The sequence below is a fragment of the Pseudarthrobacter sp. NamE2 genome (assembly GCF_005796205.1).
Taxonomy (GTDB): Bacteria; Actinomycetota; Actinomycetes; order Actinomycetales; family Micrococcaceae; genus Arthrobacter.
The window spans coordinates 152199-166667 of record NZ_VAHN01000009.1; the positions used below are offsets into that span (position 1 = coordinate 152199).

Sequence of the window (14469 nt, forward strand, 5' to 3'; positions counted from 1 at the left end):
GGGCCTTTACTTGAAAAACTTCGGAGCGTTCTGGGCGATGGTTTTGTCCATGGTGTCCGTGAACTGCTGTGGGGTGATTTCACCCTGCACCAGCAGGACGAGTTCCTGCTGCAGCCGGCCGTTGGTAGTGGGGTCCAGCTGCGTGTCCCAAGGCATGGCCTGCTTTTCGCCGAGGTCCTTGGCCTGGTCGAGGGCCTTTTGGTATAGGGGCGTGGCATTGGCCGGAACGGCGGTTTCGACGTCGGTGGTGGGGGAAAGTGCGCCCGTTGCGGCGTATTCGGCGGGGTACTTTTCCAGCGCGAACTTCAGGAAGTCGCTCACCAGGGGGTCATAGGTCCTGGCATTGACGGCCATACCGATGCCGGAGGGGGAGACGAACTCGTTTGCCGCCGTCACGGATCCCTCTGTGGTGGGCAGCGTGAAGAAGTCGATGTCGTTCCGGACGGCGGGGTTCAGCTTGTCCGTGGCAAGGCTGGGGAGTTCCCACGTGCCGATGTTGTACATGGCGGCCTGGCCGGAGGTGAAATGGTTCTGGGCATCGGAATAGCCCTGGGCCGAGAAACCGTCCTGGAAGCACTTTGCCTTGCCGAGCTCGGCCATCCAGATGGCCGTCTTTTGGCCGGCAGGGTCGCTGAATTTGGCCTCGCCCTTCTTCAGCTTCTGAATGAAGTCGGGGCCTGCTTCACGGAAGGGCTGGTACGCGACGTACCGTTCCAGCGGCCACTGGTCCTGGCCGTCGATGGCGATCGGGGTGATACCGGCCTGGCGCAGGGCGGTGCACATGGCCGGTATGTCGTCGAGCGACTTCGGCACGCCGACGCCGGCCTTTTCCAGCAGCGCCTTGTTGTACCAGATGAACTCCAGTTCGAACTGGAACGGGATCATGTAGAGGGAGCCGTCGTCGAAACGCTGGTAGTCCAGTGCTGCCGGGCGGTAGTCGTCGTACATGTCCAGCGTCTTCAGCAGCTTCTCGGCGTCCACCATCTTGCCCTGCTTGGCCAGCTGCTGTGCGAAGGGAGTGGCGTCCGTGTCGAACAGTTCGGGAAGCTTGTTGGCCGCCGCCAGGGTTTCGAGCTTTTGGATGTAGGACGGCCGGTCCGGGGTGGTGATGAGGTTCAGCTCGAAGCCCGGGTGCTCCTTGGCGTAGTCGTCGGCGAGCTTCTTCATGATGTTGATGACGGCGCCATCGGCCGGGCGGGACAGCAGCCAGGAAATTTCCCGGGGTTTGATCTCTCCGGCGGGGCTGACGTTGGAGGGGTCGGTGGAATTTCCACCGCCACAGGCGGTCAGGGCCAATGCGGTGACAGCCGCGGCAGCGGCGGCGCGGAACAGGTTCTTCATTGGGATTCTTTCTTGCTGGAAACGGATCGATGGGAGGGAGGGGGCAGGGAGGATTAGCTGGTGGTGCGCTTGCGTACTTCGAAGGAGGTGACGGCCACTGATCCCTCGCCGGCAAACACGCCGATCCGGCCCGTGGGGTGGTCGTAGATCCGGGTGCTGAGGGCCACCTGCCGGTCCACGACGGCGACGCACAGGTCACCGTCCACCACGACTTCCAGCGTGTGCTTGCCGGGAGGCAGGTTGCAGGGGCGCTCGAGCTCGACGGCGTAGGGGACGTCGCCTGATACCTGCCACTGCGCGTCACCCGTGGTGGCCCGCGGCCAGCGGTCGAGGACCAGGCGTCCGCGGTGTGGCTCCAGCCGGAGGATGTAGGAGCGGTCGCCGTCAGCACTCGATCGCAGCAGCACTCCGCATTCGGTGGTGCCGGCCGCGATGTCCAGTACCGCTTTGGCATAGAACTGGGTGGGAACGTCGTGGGCGGAGAGGACGGAGCTGTAGCCGTCCGGGACGTCCATCCGGAGGGGCATGTCCTGGCCCAGCGCGAGCGGTACCTCGTCCCAAAAACTGTCCACCAGCTCATCGGCTAGGCCGAACGCCAACGTCCCGTCCGGGTTCTGCCGGGCCTCAAGGACGGCCATGGTGCCCGCCCACTGCCAGGCGCCGTCGTCGGAATCTCCTTCCTTGCTGGCGATCCAGCCGAAGAAGAACCGCCGGCCGTCCCATTCCGCCGTCTTGGAGGCGTAAAAGGCGCGCCCGTCAATGCTGTCCAGGGCCGGGACCGTCCAGGGACCGGTGGGGCTCTTGGCCATGCGGTAGCGGGTGGTGAAGGTTTCCGAGAATTCGGAGTAGACCAGGTACCACCAGCCACCCCACTCGAAGACGTCAGGGCACTCGTGGGTAATGTATCGGCGGGGGTCCCAGAAGGGCTCTGCATATTCCCAGGTCATAAGGTCCGTGGACACGCACTGGGCGATGACGCCGCGCCGGCGCTCGGGTCCGTCCGTGTGCCGTGCCGCCAAGAGCATGCGCCATAGCCCGGAAGTCCCGTCGCGGAAAACGAAAGGGTCCCGCCAGTCTGCGGACTCGTACCCGTCCGGGGCCCCGAAGGTGAGTTCTGGATGTTTGGTCCAGGAGCCCGTTCCGTCCGTGCTGGTGGCGTGCATGACCAGCTGCAGCGGCAGGCCGTCCTGGCCTGTGTTCGCAGGATTGTGGCCGGTGTAGAACAGGTGGTGGACGCCGGCCTCGTCCACAACGATGCTGCCGGTGTAGCAGTTGAAGTCCGGCTCGTCCGTGCTCCCGTGTGGGAGGGCGACGCCGTGGTCCTGGAACTGCGTCAGGTCCTTGGTGGTCACCAGGTTCCAGGACGTTCCGGGCTTTGGCTCGCCGCGCACTTCGTGGAGGTAGAACAGCCGGAACTCGCCGTCCTGCTGGTAAGGGATAAGATCGCCAACCCAGGCATCGGCGGGCTGGAAAAAGACTGGATAGTTCATCGACGGTGATGTCCATTTCTGCTAAAGCGTTTGACCATTCGAAAACTAGCGGGAAAAAGCATGACGATCAAGCGTTTTAGCAGAAATACTTTTAGAAGCTCCTTCTGTCGGTTTTGTCATGGGGTTACTTTGCTCAAACGCTTGACCAGCGGATGCCGCTGTCGGTATCTTCTCCTGCTAAAGCGCTTAAGCGCTGACACCCCTGGAGAGGAAGTCAACGATGACCCATGCCATAACCCGCCGACACGCCCTGCAGGGAACGGGAGCCGGAGCGCTCGCCCTGCTTCTTGGCGCCACCGCTGCGGCCCCGCCTGCAGGGGCGCAAAATTCCCAGCGTGCCGTGTACCATATGACACCGCCGTCAGGCTGGCTGTGCGACCCCCAGCGTCCGGTGTTCGTCAACGGGGCCTACCACCTCTACTATCTGCACTCCACAGTGAACAACGGCCCGGGCGGATGGGACCATGCCACCACGGCCGACGGCGTGCACTTTACGCACCACGGCGACGTCCTGCCGCTGCAGCCCGACTTCCCGGTATGGTCCGGTTCGGCGGTAGTGGACGGCGCCAATACTGCGGGCTTTGGCGCCGGTGCCATCGTAGTGCTCGCTACCCAGCCCACCGACGGCATCCGGAAGTACCAGGAGCAGTACCTGTACTGGTCCACGGACGGCGGTTACACCTTCACCGCGCTGCCGGATCCGGTGATCGCCAACACCGACGGCCGGGCCGCTGTGACGCAGGCGGACATCGACAACGCCGAATGGTTCCGGGATCCGAAGGTCCACTGGGATGCAGCACGCAATGAGTGGGTGTGCGTGATCGGGCGGGCCCGGTACGCAGCCTTCTACACGTCACCGAACCTGCGGGACTGGCAGCTGAAACGGAACTTCGATTTCCCCAACCACGCGCTGGGTGGAATCGAGTGTCCGGACCTGTTCGAGATGACAGCCAATGACGGCACACGGCACTGGATACTCGGCGCCAGCATGGACGCCTACAGCATCGGCCTGCCCATGACCTACGCCTACTGGACCGGACGGTGGGACGGCGAACAGTTCCTCGCAAACGACGTCAACAACCCGCAGTGGCTCGACTGGGGTTGGGACTGGTACGGCGCGGTGACCTGGCCGGCAGTGGAAGCGCCGGAGACAAAACGCTACGCCATCGGCTGGATGAACAACTGGAAGTATGCCGCCCGTGACGTTCCCACCGACGCCACCGACGGGTACAACGGACAGAACTCGATCGTGCGCGAGCTGCGCCTCGAGCAGCAACCTGGCGGGTGGTACAGCCTGCTGGGCAGCCCGGTCCAGGCGCTCGTCCGGCACGCAACCTCCACCACGCTGTTCCCCGATCGGGCCGTGAACGGCAGCGCCGTCCTGCCGTGGTGCGGCCGGGCGTATGAGCTGGAACTGGACATCTCATGGGACACCGCGGCGAACATCGGGGTCTCTGTTGGCCGTTCCGCCGACTGCACCCGCCACACAAACATCGGCAAGTACGGCGCTGACCTGTACGTGGACCGTGCACCCTCTGACCAGGCCGGGTTTACGCTTGTTCCCTACACCCGCGCGGCCGCGCCGATCGATGCCGCAGCCCGCTCAATGCACCTGCGCATCTTCGTTGACACCCAGAGCGTGGAGGTCTTCGTCAATGCCGGGCACACGGTGCTTTCCCAGCAGGTGCACTTCGCCCCCGGCGATACCGGCATCTCGTTCTACACCGACGGCGGACCCGCCACCTACTCCGGGATCACCATCCGGGAGTTCGCAAGGCCGGCGGCCTAGAGCATGCCCAGCATGGACAACTGCTTGGCCATGCCGGCGCCGTCCGGGGAGTAGATCCACGGCACCTTGGACGTGGTGTGGTCCCCGTCCTCCGAGTGGCCGCCGGCGAACACGGACTCGCTGATGGACAGCTGGCGGATGGCGATCGCTGCCACCTTGTCCGGGTTCTCCGAGGCGAATCCGGAGTAGATGGCCTCGTCATGCTGGCCGTTGTCGCCGATCAGGAGCCAGCGCATGTCCGGGAACTCCTTGCTGAGGCGTTCCAGGTTCCGGTGCTTGTGCTCCTGGCCGCTGCGGAACCAGCGGTCCTGGGTCAGGCCCCAGTCGGTGAGCAGCAGTGCGCCCTTCGGATACATGTTGCGGGTGAGGAAACGGGCCAGGGTGGGGGCCGCGTTCCAGGGGCCGGTGGACAGGTAGATCACGGGAGCGTCCGGATACTCGATGGTGAGCCGGTCCAGCAGCACGGCCATGCCTGGTGTGGCCATGCGGGCGCGCTCGCTGAGCACGAACGTGTTCCAGAGCGCCAGGAACGGCCGTGGCAGGGCGGTCACCATGACCGTGTCATCGATATCGGACACGATGCCGAACTTCACGCCCGGCGCGATCACCTGGATGGGAGCTTCCACCGGCTCTGTTCCTTCGGCCCGGAGGACGGCAGTGTGCCAGCCGGGGGACAGTCGGACGTCCACTTCCGTGTCGATGACGCCGCCGCGGTCCGACCGGACATGGGTGACAACATCACCGATGGTGATTTCGACGTCGGTGAACTGCAACGGTATGCCCGTAAACGCCCGCCAGCCGCGGATGTTCTGGTTTCCGTTTTGGGCCTCGGCTTCTGCTTTGCTGCCGGGCAGCGGCTTCTGCGTCATCAGCACGCGCCCCAGGACCCGGACCTGATGGGTGGAGCCGTAGCCCTGGTAGGCGATGGTTTGCGGAACGAACCTCCACCGCTTGGCCAGCCTGACCCGGGCGTCGTTGAAGGTGTCAGAGATGCGGTGCGCCATCCGGAAGACCTGGCTTCCGGACAGCCCGGTCCTGCTGTGCAGGTCCCCGGCGGAAGCGGGCGCTGTGTTCCGTGGCGGATTCTGTGGAGCCTTGTCCATGGGTCCACTCTGCCACAGCACCGCTTCCGGCGAGGAGACACCGGCAGCGTTACGCCGCCTGGTGACCCGGCCGCCGGTTCTCAGCCCGTGCCCAGGATCGCGCGCAGGGTCTCGGCGTTCCGCACTGCGTTGCCGCCGCCGTCGTTATTGAAATAGGCGTAGACGTCCAGGCCGCTGCCCTCCCAGCCGCGGATCTTGTCCGCCCACCAGTGCAGGTCCGCGTCAGAGTAGGAGCCGGCGTAGAGGTGCTGGTGGTCCGGCCCGTGCAGCCGGACGTACGCGAACGGGGCCGTGGTGCGCAGCAGGCAGGGCAGGTTGGCGCCGCTCATGATGCAGTAGGCAGCCTGGTGCCGCTCAAGGAGTGCGAACACCTCGGGGGAGTCCCAGGTAGGATGCCGGAACTCGACAGCCACCCGTATCCAGGGCGGCACCGAGGCCAGGAAGTAGTCCAGCCGGGCGTCGTCCCGTTCCATCTGCGGCGGGAGCTGGACCAGGAGGACGGCCCGCTTGTCGCCCAGTTCGTGCCAGCAGCGGGTGATCCGCTCCAGCCACACTTCCGGTGAGTACAGCTTGCGGGCATGGGTGAGGCCCCGCGGGGCCTTGACGGACATGGTGAAGCCGGCAGGCAGGCGCTGGTTCCAGCCCGCGAACGTGGTGTCCCTTGGCCACCGGTAGAAACTTGCATTGAGCTCCACGGTACTGAACCGTGCCACATAATGCCGGAGCCGGTCCTTCACCGGCAGCTTCGGCGGGTAGAGCACGTTCTCCCAATGGTCGTAGCTCCACCCCGAGGTGCCGATATGGACCGCCATTCCTGCAGGCTACACCGGATTGTGCCTTTGCCGCCGGGCGGACTGTGGCAGGGTAAGGACATGGCACGAATTGAGGATTACGCGGTGGTGGGGGACCTGCAAACCGGTGCCCTGGTCAGCAACGAGGGCTCCATCGACTGGCTGTGCCTGCCCCGCTTCGATTCCCCGGCATGTTTCAGCGCACTGCTGGACACGCCCGACGCCGGCCGCTGGCTTTTGGCGCCGCACGGCGCCGGGCCGTGCACCCGGCGGAGGTACCGGGACGGCACCCTGATCCTGGAAACGGAGTGGGACACCCCCGACGGAACGGTGCGGGTCATCGACTTCATGCCGCCCCGTGATGCCGTGGCGGACATCGTGCGCATCGTCGAGGGCGTGAGCGGCACCGTGCGGATGCATGGCGAGCTGATCATGCGGTTCGATTACGGCCACATCGTCCCCTGGGTGCGCAGGGACAAGCACGGCCTGCACGCCATCGCCGGGCCGGATGCCGCCTACTTCGCCACCAGCGCGCCCCTGCACGGCGAGAACATGCACACCGTCAGCGACTTCACGGTCAGCGCCGGAGAGCGCGTCCCCTTCGTCCTCACCTGGGCACCCAGCCACCTGGGCCGGCCCCACACGGTGGACGCGGAACGGGTCCTGGATACCACGCATGCGTTCTGGCGCGGCTGGTCCTCGCAGTGCACGGTCAAGGGCGAATACCAGGAAGCGGTGGTCCGGTCCCTCGTCACGCTGAAGGCGCTTACCTACGCACCCACGGGCGGGATCGTTGCGGCGGTAACCACGTCCCTGCCCGAACAACTGGGCGGGCCGCGCAACTGGGACTACCGGTACTGCTGGCTCCGCGACGCCACCATGACCCTGCAGGCCCTCCTTGCTGCCGGGTATACGGCCGAGGCTGCAGCGTGGCGGGACTGGCTGCTCCGGGCCGTGGCCGGGGACCCTGCCGACCTGCAGATCATGTACGGCATCCACGGCGAACGCCGGCTGCCGGAAATGGAACTGCCCTGGCTGAAGGGGTACGAGAATTCCTCGCCGGTGCGGATCGGCAACGGCGCCGCGGAACAGCTGCAGCTGGACGTGTGGGGCGAGGTGCTGGACTGCCTCGCGCTCACGCGGAACTCGCTGCTCAAGCATACCGACGAGGCATGGGACGTCCAGTGCGCGCTGATGGCCCACCTGGAAACAATTTGGGACCAGCCGGACAACGGGCTGTGGGAAATGCGCGGGCCGCGCCGGCACTTCACGCATTCCAAGGTGATGGCCTGGGTTGCCGCGGACCGGATGGTGAAAGGGGTTCGCGAATCCGGGTTGCCGGGTCCCGTTGAACGGTGGGAAATGCTGCGGGAGACCATCCGCCGGGACGTGATGGCCAACGGTTTCGATGCCGAGCGCAACACCTTCGTGCAGTCCTACGGCAGGCCGGAGCTGGATGCCAGCCTCCTCCTGATTCCGCGCGTAGGGTTCCTGCCGCCGGACGATCCGCGGGTCATCGGAACCATCGAGGCTGTCCAGCGGGAGCTCACGGAGGACGGCTTTGTACTGCGGTACCGTCCGGCCGAGAGCGACGACGGGCTGCCGGGCGATGAGGGCGTCTTCCTGGCCTGTTCCTTCTGGCTGGTGGAAGCCCTCCTGGGCGCGGGCCGGCACGCGGAATCCCGGGAACTCTTCGAACGCCTGCTGGAGCTGCGCAACGATGTCGGCCTGCTGAGCGAGGAATGGGCGGTCAAAGCCGGGCGCCAGCTGGGCAACACTCCCCAGGCTTTCAGCCATTTCGCGCTTGTGACTAGCGCTTTGGAACTGCATCAGGATACGGTTCGGCGGAGCGATACCCCGATTCCGCCGGAAACGGCGGAGAGGCGCTGAGGCGGCGCCGGAAAGGGCGGAGCTTCTCCTTCGCAACATAGATAAGTATACTTACTAACACTTCACGGAGTGCTTCAGGCACAACGCCGTGACTGATGGAGGAGTGATGTGAATGGCCGGGTATTTCGAACTCGTGGACGCGCCTGACGGCGGCTATAGGGTCAGGATGATGGACGGTGCCGGGAACCTGATGGCCATCTCGGTGACCTTTCCCACCAAAAGGGCGGCAGCGGCCGGCGTCGCGATGGCGCGTGAAATTGCCGGCACCGGACTTATCCGGGATAAGAGCCGCGACGGTGCCGGAACGGTGATCCGGGACCGCGTGCGGCCGGTCAGCACTCCCAAGGAGGAGGCGGCCAGGCGCAGGAGGACCCCGGAGGCCAAACGGGCTGCGGTCGGCTGATGGGCCCGTCCCGTACTTCACCCCCCGGCGGCGGACGCCGGGGGGTTCTGTTTGACGTCGATGGAACACTCATCGACTCGTCCTACATCCACACCATTTCCTGGTGGGGCGCCTTCCGCCAGTACGGCTACGACATCCCCATGGCGTCCATCCACCACTTCGTGGGGATGGGCGGCGACCGGCTGGTGGATAACCTCCTGCCCGCCGACCGGGACCGCGATGCGGACCACGAGGTCATGTCCAGCCACGGCGCCCTCTACGCATCCCACTGGCCGTCACTGCGTGCCTTGGACGGGGCGCGGGAACTGCTGGCAGCATGCCACGACCGGGGGCTGGCCGTTGCGCTCGCATCCTCCGCCCGAAAGAAGGACTTGCAGGTCATGAAATCCATCCTTGATGCTGACGGCGTGATCGACGGCGCCACCAGCGCCAACGATGCCAAGGAAAGCAAGCCCTCGCCGGACATCCTGGTGGCGGCCCTGCGGGCCGTTGACCTGGAAGCGGAGAACGCCGTCTTTGTTGGCGATGCCGTCTGGGACATGAAAGCCGCCGCCGCGCTCGGCATCCCCTCCGTGGGGGTCACCTGCGGGGGCATCAGCGCAGCGGAACTGCGGGATGCCGGTGCCGTTGAGGTCTACGAGGGCCCGCGCGACCTCCTGCGGAACCTGGAATCAAGCGCGATCGGCAAGCTGCTCCTGGCTTAGACGGTCTGGCCGCCCGTGACGGTGTCCTCGTCGCCGGCGTCGGCAGGCTTTGCCCAGGACACCGCGACGCGCACCGAACCGTCGTCATTCCGCTCGATGTCCGTAACGATATCGGACACGCTGGCACCCATCTCCACAATTCTGTGGCGGTAGCTGTTGACGAGTTCCTCGAGGCTGGCTTCCGTCCACTCGCCGGGCCGCATGCGGGTGGAGATCTCGACCGGTTCCGGCTGGTACAACGACATGGGGTTCCTCTTTCCACTCGGCATCAGGGGCATGTTGGCCCTTCCTACGCTAGAAGGCCCCGGCCGGGACGACAAGTATTTGATCAGCCTGCTTACTTTTTTCCGCCGGAGCCTATAGCGTCGAAGGGCGGGCGTTATGCCCCAACGGAGCACCAGAGAAAGGGAGACTGTGAAAGCACTGACCTGGCAAGGAAAACGCTCGGTAAGCGTGGAGGAAGTGCCGGACCCCGTGATCCAGGAGCCCACCGATGCCATCGTGCGCATCACCTCGACGGCGATCTGCGGCTCGGACCTGCACCTGTACGAGGTCCTTGGCCCCTACATGCACAAGGGCGACGTCATCGGCCACGAGCCGATGGGCATTGTGGAGGAAGTGGGCAGCGCCGTCACCAACCTTCGACCGGGCGACCGGGTGGTGATTCCCTTCAACATCTCCTGCGGGCACTGCTACATGTGCGGACAGGGACTGCAGTCCCAGTGTGAAACCACCCAGGTAAAGGAGAAAGGATCCGGGGCAGCCCTCTTTGGCTATTCCGAGCTCTACGGGTCCGTCCCCGGTGGCCAGGCCGAGTACCTGCGCGTGCCGCATGCCGACTACGGGCCGGTCAAGGTGGGAAACGAACTGCCCGATGAGCGTTACCTGTTCCTTTCAGACATCCTTCCCACCGCGTGGCAGGCGGTGGAGTACGCCAACGTGCAGCCCGGCGGCACCCTCGCTGTGTTCGGCCTGGGTCCGGTGGGCCAGTTCGCCAGCCGGATCGGCGTGCACCACGGCTTCCGTGTTGTAGGCGTGGATCCGGTACCGGAACGCCGGGAGATGGCGGCGCGGCACGGGGTGGAAACGTTCGACTACTCCAAAACCATCGCGGACGAACTGCGGGAGATGACCTCGGGAAGGGGCCCGGACGCGGTGGTGGACGCCGTCGGGATGGAAGCCCACGGTTCACCCGTGGCCGGCTTTGCCCACCAGGCCCTGGGGCTGCTGCCGGACAAGCTGGCGCAGAAGGCCATGGAAACCGGCGGCGTGGACCGGCTTGCGGCACTGCATACCTCCATCGACGCCGTCCGGCGCGGCGGGACCCTTTCGCTCAGCGGCGTCTACGGCGGCCAGGCCAGCCCCATGCCGATGCTCACCATGTTCGACAAGCAGCTGCAGGTGCGGATGGGCCAGTGCAACGTGCGCAGCTGGACCGACGACCTGCTGCCCCTGGTGGAAGACGACGCCGATCCGCTGGGTGTGATGGACCTGGTCACCCACCGTTCGGGCCTGGAAGGCGCACCGGCGCTGTATGAGAAGTTCCAGAAGAAGGAGGACGGCTGCATCAAGGTGGTCCTGAACCCGGGCGCCTGAGAAGGGGCTCTTTCAACACAGGCTGTTGAGGGCCTCCTGCGCCACATCCTGCATCTCGAAAATCAACGGATTCAGGTCCAGGGTAGGCGGCGCGGGAGGGTAAGCCACCGCCATGGCCAGCTGCCTGCTGCCGTCCTCGCTGGTCATGGCGATCGTGCCGTAGCCGTCCACATCACCGGGAAGTCCATAGTAGAAGCGGTTGTTGCAGGTGTTGTTCCAGCGCCGCAGGGCAAAACCGTAGTACTGCGAGTAGCCGCCCTTCATGGCCGTCACGGTATCCGGGGCAAGCAGCCGGCCCTGCAGCAGGGCAGCGTAGAACCTGTTCACTTCCTCCACCGTGGACAGGGCACCCGCTGCGGGCAGTTCGGTGAGCCAGGCGGGCCCTGTCACGTCCACCCGCTGTCCTTCCAGGGTGACGTACCCGTGGACCGTCGTGTCCGGCGGCATCCCGCCCAGGCGGGTGTTTCCCAGGTCCAGGGGAGCGGCGGTGTCCGCGGCCAGGACCTCGCCGATCTCCTGGCCGCGGAGCCGCTCGACGATCAGGGCCAGGGCGGTGTAGTTCGAGCGCGAATAGTCGAAGATCCGCGCCAGCCGGCCGTCCCAGGGCAGCGTGGCCGCCAGCGCCAGCTGTTGTTCAAGGCTGAGCGGCCGGTTCATGGTTTCCTCCCACGGCCCGGATGCCAGCAGGGGGATGGAGAAGTCGGGGATCCCGGATTCGTGGGTCAGCAGCTGGCGGACACTGACGGGAACGGGCGGCCGCAGGACGGTCCCGAACTCGGGCAGGTAGCTGCTGACCTGGCCGTCGAGGTCCAGCCTGCCCTCCTCCACCAGCTTCATCACGGAGACGGCGACGAAGGATTCAGAGATGCCGCCAACCCGGACGGGGTCGGACACCTGGGCGGAGCCGCCCGTTTCCATGTTCCGCACACCAGCCGCATGGTTCCACGTTTCCCCGTTGTCCGTCACGGAGATCAGCACCGCAGGGGCGCCTTCGTCCAGCATTCGGGCGGTGAACGCCTCGAGGATGGCGACGGCGGAGGGCTCATCCCCGTCCGGCGGCTGCGGGGGCGGCTCCGGGTCCCCGGTACAGGCGGCGGCCGTGAGCAGGACGGCGCACAGGGCAGCCGCGGTCCGTCTCCACCCGCCGCCCCGGCGCCTGCCCATACAACCGATTCTCCCCCAACTGACTCGCAGTTAACGTCGCGAAAACGGGTTTTTACGACGTTAACTGCGAGTCAGTTGGGTGGGGTGGTCGGGTCAGGTGAGGCGCACCTGGCGGTTCATGTCCTTGTACAGCAGGTACCGGAACTCGCCGGGGCCGCCGGCGTAGCAGGCCTGCGGGCAGAAGGCGCGCAGCCACATGAAGTCGCCGGCCTCCACCTCAACCCAGTCGTTGTTGAGCAGGTACATCGCCTTGCCCTCCAGGACGTACAGGCCGTGCTCCATCACGTGGGTTTCCGGGAACGGGATGACGCCGCCGGGCTGGAACGTCACGATGTTGACCTGCATGTCGTGGGCCAGGTCGCTGGAGTCCGTGAATCGGGTGGTCTTCCAGACGTCGTTGGTGTCCGGCATGGACGTTGGCTCCACGTCCTTTTCGTTGGTGACGAAGGACTTGGCTTCGTACCCCTCGAGCCGTTCGTAGGCCTTGCGGATCCAGTGGAAGGAGACGATGTCATCGGAAACGTTCTCCAGGCCCCACTGTGCCCCGGCGGCCAGGTAGGCGTATCCGCCCTCCTCAAGCGTGTGCAGTTCGCCGTCCAGCGTCAGGTTGACGGTGCCCTTGGTGACGAAAACGACGCCTTCCACGCCCTCCTCGAATTCGGCGCGGGGTGCCCCGCCGCCCGGGCCGATCTCCACGATCAGCTGCGAGAAGGTGGTGGCAAAGCCCGAGATGGGGCGGGCGATGATCCACGAGCGGGTGTTGGCGAAGCCCGGCAGGTTGGAGGTGACGATGTCCGTCAGCACGCCCTTGGGGATGACCGTGTACGCCTCGGTGACGATGGCGCGCTCGGTGGTGAGGTGGGTCTGCGGCGGCAATCCGCCGGTGGGGGTGTAGTACTTGCCCATCGAAGGTCCTTACTTAGGAGTTGGAAGTGGTGGCGAGCCGCGGGTGCGCCAGCGCGGTGAGCTGCGGAATTCCGACGCCGGCAAGCGCCTGGACTTCCTCGGCCCCCACAGCGCCGCACTGGACCCCCCGGAGGACGAACGCGGCCAGGGCCCGGGCGGTGGCGGGCTCGTCCATGACGCCGCCTTCGGTCCGCTCCACGTAGTTGCGCAGGCGCGCGGCGGCCGCCGGCAGGCCCTCCCGGTAGAAGGCGTAGGTGGCGGCGAAGCGGCTGGCGAGCTGGGCGGGGTGCAGGTCCCAGCCCTGGTAGTAGCCGCGCTCCAGCGACCGCCGGACCAGTCGGCCGTGCAGCCGCCAGGCGTTCTCCACGTTGTCGCCTACCGGAATGATGTTGGTGGACCCGTCCGAAAGCCGGATTCCAGTCCCCGCCACGGCCAGCTGCATGACTTCCCTGGCGAAGTCGGCCACCGGGTGCTCCATGGACTGGTATTCGGCCGAGATCTGCAGCGACGCGGAGTAGTCGTACGTGCCGTAGTGCAGTCCGCTGATCCGTCCGGGAACAGCATGCGGCAGCTGTGCCACCGGCGAGGTGCCGTCCGGGCCCAGGATCAGCTGCGGAGTTTCCACCTGGACCTCGAAGCGGAGCCGCCCGGCGGGCAGCGAGTGGACTTCCTCCAGCCGGGACACGGCATAGTCCATGGCCTGGACCTGCGCCACCGTTGTGACTTTCGGCAGCGTCAGGACCAGCCCGTCCGGCAGCTCACCGGCAGCGGTGAGGCCCGAGACGAACAGGTCCAGGGTCCGCAGGCCGCGGGCCCGGGTGGCCGCCTCAAAGCACTTGAACCGGATCCCGATGAACGGGGGCGCGGACCCGGCCGCGACTGCCCTGGCCACCGCGGAAGCAGCGGCAACCGCGGCGGCGTCCTCGGCGTCGTCGCCCCTGTCCCCGAACCCGTCCTCGAAGTCGAGGCGCAGGTCCTCGATCGGTTCGCCGGCGAGCTTCGCCGCGACGCGCGAGGCGACCGCTTCGGCGAGGCCGGCGTCCTGGCCCAGAAGCGAGCCAAGCCGTTCAAACCCGCCGTGGGCCTCCGCCGTCGCCGCCGCTTCGGCGCCCCAATCGGCAGCGAACGACGGCGTAAAGCGGTCCGCCGGCACGTACACCGTGTGCACGGGCTGGCGGGATCCGTCGTCGCCCGGGTAGTTCTGCTCCAGCAGCCGGTCCGTGGCAGCAAGCTGCCCGTCGATGTGGGCGAGGTCCCCCGCGGAAAGCGAGGGCTTGGGTGTTGCGGACATG

Annotated in this window: 13 protein-coding genes; 5 read left to right on the plus strand and 8 right to left on the minus strand. The window is 66.2% G+C overall.

The annotated features are described in order from the left end of the window. Nucleotides 1-6 precede the first annotated feature (6 nt). Both FDW83_RS12430 and FDW83_RS12435 read right to left on the minus strand, forming a co-directional pair. Entirely contained in the window at nucleotides 7-1341 is a 1335-nt protein-coding gene (locus tag FDW83_RS12430) for an ABC transporter substrate-binding protein (protein WP_138138393.1), read from the minus strand. Nucleotides 1342-1394: 53 nt separating this feature from the next. Further along, on the minus strand, nucleotides 1395-2831 hold the full coding sequence (locus FDW83_RS12435) for a family 43 glycosylhydrolase (protein WP_138138394.1): 1437 nt from the start codon (nucleotides 2829-2831) through the stop codon (nucleotides 1395-1397). Nucleotides 2832-3051: 220 nt separating this feature from the next. On the opposite strand from FDW83_RS12435, the gene FDW83_RS12440 reads away from it, so the two are divergent. Further along, nucleotides 3052-4620 (plus strand): glycoside hydrolase family 32 protein, encoded by a 1569-nt coding sequence (locus FDW83_RS12440; protein WP_138138395.1) that lies wholly within the window; start codon nucleotides 3052-3054, stop codon nucleotides 4618-4620. Here FDW83_RS12440 and FDW83_RS12445 read toward each other — a convergent pair. Further along, nucleotides 4617-5723, minus strand: a complete 1107-nt coding sequence (locus tag FDW83_RS12445; RefSeq protein ID WP_138138396.1) for an App1 family protein — start codon at nucleotides 5721-5723, stop codon at nucleotides 4617-4619. The two genes, FDW83_RS12440 and FDW83_RS12445, sit on opposite strands and share 4 nt — an antisense overlap. A gap of 80 nt (nucleotides 5724-5803) precedes the next feature. Continuing rightward, complete coding sequence (locus FDW83_RS12450; protein ID WP_138138397.1) at nucleotides 5804-6535, minus strand: DUF72 domain-containing protein; 732 nt, start codon at nucleotides 6533-6535, stop codon at nucleotides 5804-5806. A 60-nt stretch (nucleotides 6536-6595) separates the two neighbouring features. Here FDW83_RS12450 and FDW83_RS12455 point away from each other — a divergent pair, with 60 nt between their 5' ends. From FDW83_RS12455 to FDW83_RS12465, 3 genes are all read left to right on the plus strand, one after another. After that, nucleotides 6596-8404: a glycoside hydrolase family 15 protein gene (locus FDW83_RS12455; RefSeq protein ID WP_138138398.1), complete on the plus strand. Its 1809-nt coding sequence runs from the start codon at nucleotides 6596-6598 to the stop codon at nucleotides 8402-8404. A 112-nt stretch (nucleotides 8405-8516) separates the two neighbouring features. After that, nucleotides 8517-8807, plus strand: a complete 291-nt coding sequence (locus FDW83_RS12460) for a hypothetical protein (protein ID WP_138138399.1) — start codon at nucleotides 8517-8519, stop codon at nucleotides 8805-8807. Continuing rightward, entirely contained in the window at nucleotides 8807-9511 is a 705-nt protein-coding gene (locus FDW83_RS12465) for an HAD family hydrolase (protein ID WP_138138400.1), read from the plus strand. Before FDW83_RS12460 ends, FDW83_RS12465 begins: the two co-directional genes overlap by 1 nt. Here FDW83_RS12465 and FDW83_RS12470 read toward each other — a convergent pair. After that, nucleotides 9508-9756: a hypothetical protein gene (locus FDW83_RS12470; protein WP_138138401.1), complete on the minus strand. Its 249-nt coding sequence runs from the start codon at nucleotides 9754-9756 to the stop codon at nucleotides 9508-9510. The two genes, FDW83_RS12465 and FDW83_RS12470, sit on opposite strands and share 4 nt — an antisense overlap. Nucleotides 9757-9925: 169 nt before the next feature. Here FDW83_RS12470 and FDW83_RS12475 point away from each other — a divergent pair, with 169 nt between their 5' ends. After that, nucleotides 9926-11107, plus strand: a complete 1182-nt coding sequence (locus FDW83_RS12475; protein ID WP_138138402.1) for a zinc-dependent alcohol dehydrogenase — start codon at nucleotides 9926-9928, stop codon at nucleotides 11105-11107. Between the two features lie 12 nt (nucleotides 11108-11119). Here the strand turns inward: FDW83_RS12475 and FDW83_RS12480 are convergent, their stop codons facing one another. From FDW83_RS12480 to FDW83_RS12490, 3 genes are all read right to left on the minus strand, one after another. Continuing rightward, nucleotides 11120-12271 carry a serine hydrolase gene (locus FDW83_RS12480; protein ID WP_138138403.1) on the minus strand — a complete coding sequence of 384 codons (1152 nt, stop codon included), beginning with the start codon at nucleotides 12269-12271 and terminating at the stop codon, nucleotides 11120-11122. A 93-nt stretch (nucleotides 12272-12364) separates the two neighbouring features. Further along, a complete protein-coding gene (locus FDW83_RS12485; protein ID WP_138138404.1) occupies nucleotides 12365-13177 on the minus strand; it encodes a bifunctional allantoicase/(S)-ureidoglycine aminohydrolase in 813 nt (270 codons plus the stop codon). Nucleotides 13178-13190: 13 nt separating this feature from the next. Further along, complete coding sequence (locus FDW83_RS12490; RefSeq protein WP_138138405.1) at nucleotides 13191-14468, minus strand: aldolase; 1278 nt, start codon at nucleotides 14466-14468, stop codon at nucleotides 13191-13193. Nucleotide 14469 lies beyond the last annotated feature (1 nt).

What these genes read in the sequence shown, in the direction of transcription:
- FDW83_RS12455 (WP_138138398.1), top strand. Translation starts at nt 6,596, where the DNA reads ATGGCACGAATTGAGGATTACGCGGTGGTGGGGGACCTGCAAACCGGT.
- FDW83_RS12450 (WP_138138397.1), bottom strand. Translation starts at nt 6,535, where the DNA reads ATGGCGGTCCATATCGGCACCTCGGGGTGGAGCTACGACCATTGGGAG.
- FDW83_RS12465 (WP_138138400.1), top strand. Translation starts at nt 8,807, where the DNA reads ATGGGCCCGTCCCGTACTTCACCCCCCGGCGGCGGACGCCGGGGGGTT.
- FDW83_RS12490 (WP_138138405.1), bottom strand. Translation starts at nt 14,468, where the DNA reads ATGTCCGCAACACCCAAGCCCTCGCTTTCCGCGGGGGACCTCGCCCAC.
- FDW83_RS12460 (WP_138138399.1), top strand. Translation starts at nt 8,517, where the DNA reads ATGGCCGGGTATTTCGAACTCGTGGACGCGCCTGACGGCGGCTATAGG.
- FDW83_RS12480 (WP_138138403.1), bottom strand. Translation starts at nt 12,271, where the DNA reads ATGGGCAGGCGCCGGGGCGGCGGGTGGAGACGGACCGCGGCTGCCCTG.
- FDW83_RS12445 (WP_138138396.1), bottom strand. Translation starts at nt 5,723, where the DNA reads ATGGACAAGGCTCCACAGAATCCGCCACGGAACACAGCGCCCGCTTCC.
- FDW83_RS12435 (WP_138138394.1), bottom strand. Translation starts at nt 2,831, where the DNA reads ATGAACTATCCAGTCTTTTTCCAGCCCGCCGATGCCTGGGTTGGCGAT.
- FDW83_RS12485 (WP_138138404.1), bottom strand. Translation starts at nt 13,177, where the DNA reads ATGGGCAAGTACTACACCCCCACCGGCGGATTGCCGCCGCAGACCCAC.
- FDW83_RS12470 (WP_138138401.1), bottom strand. Translation starts at nt 9,756, where the DNA reads ATGTCGTTGTACCAGCCGGAACCGGTCGAGATCTCCACCCGCATGCGG.
- FDW83_RS12440 (WP_138138395.1), top strand. Translation starts at nt 3,052, where the DNA reads ATGACCCATGCCATAACCCGCCGACACGCCCTGCAGGGAACGGGAGCC.
- FDW83_RS12430 (WP_138138393.1), bottom strand. Translation starts at nt 1,341, where the DNA reads ATGAAGAACCTGTTCCGCGCCGCCGCTGCCGCGGCTGTCACCGCATTG.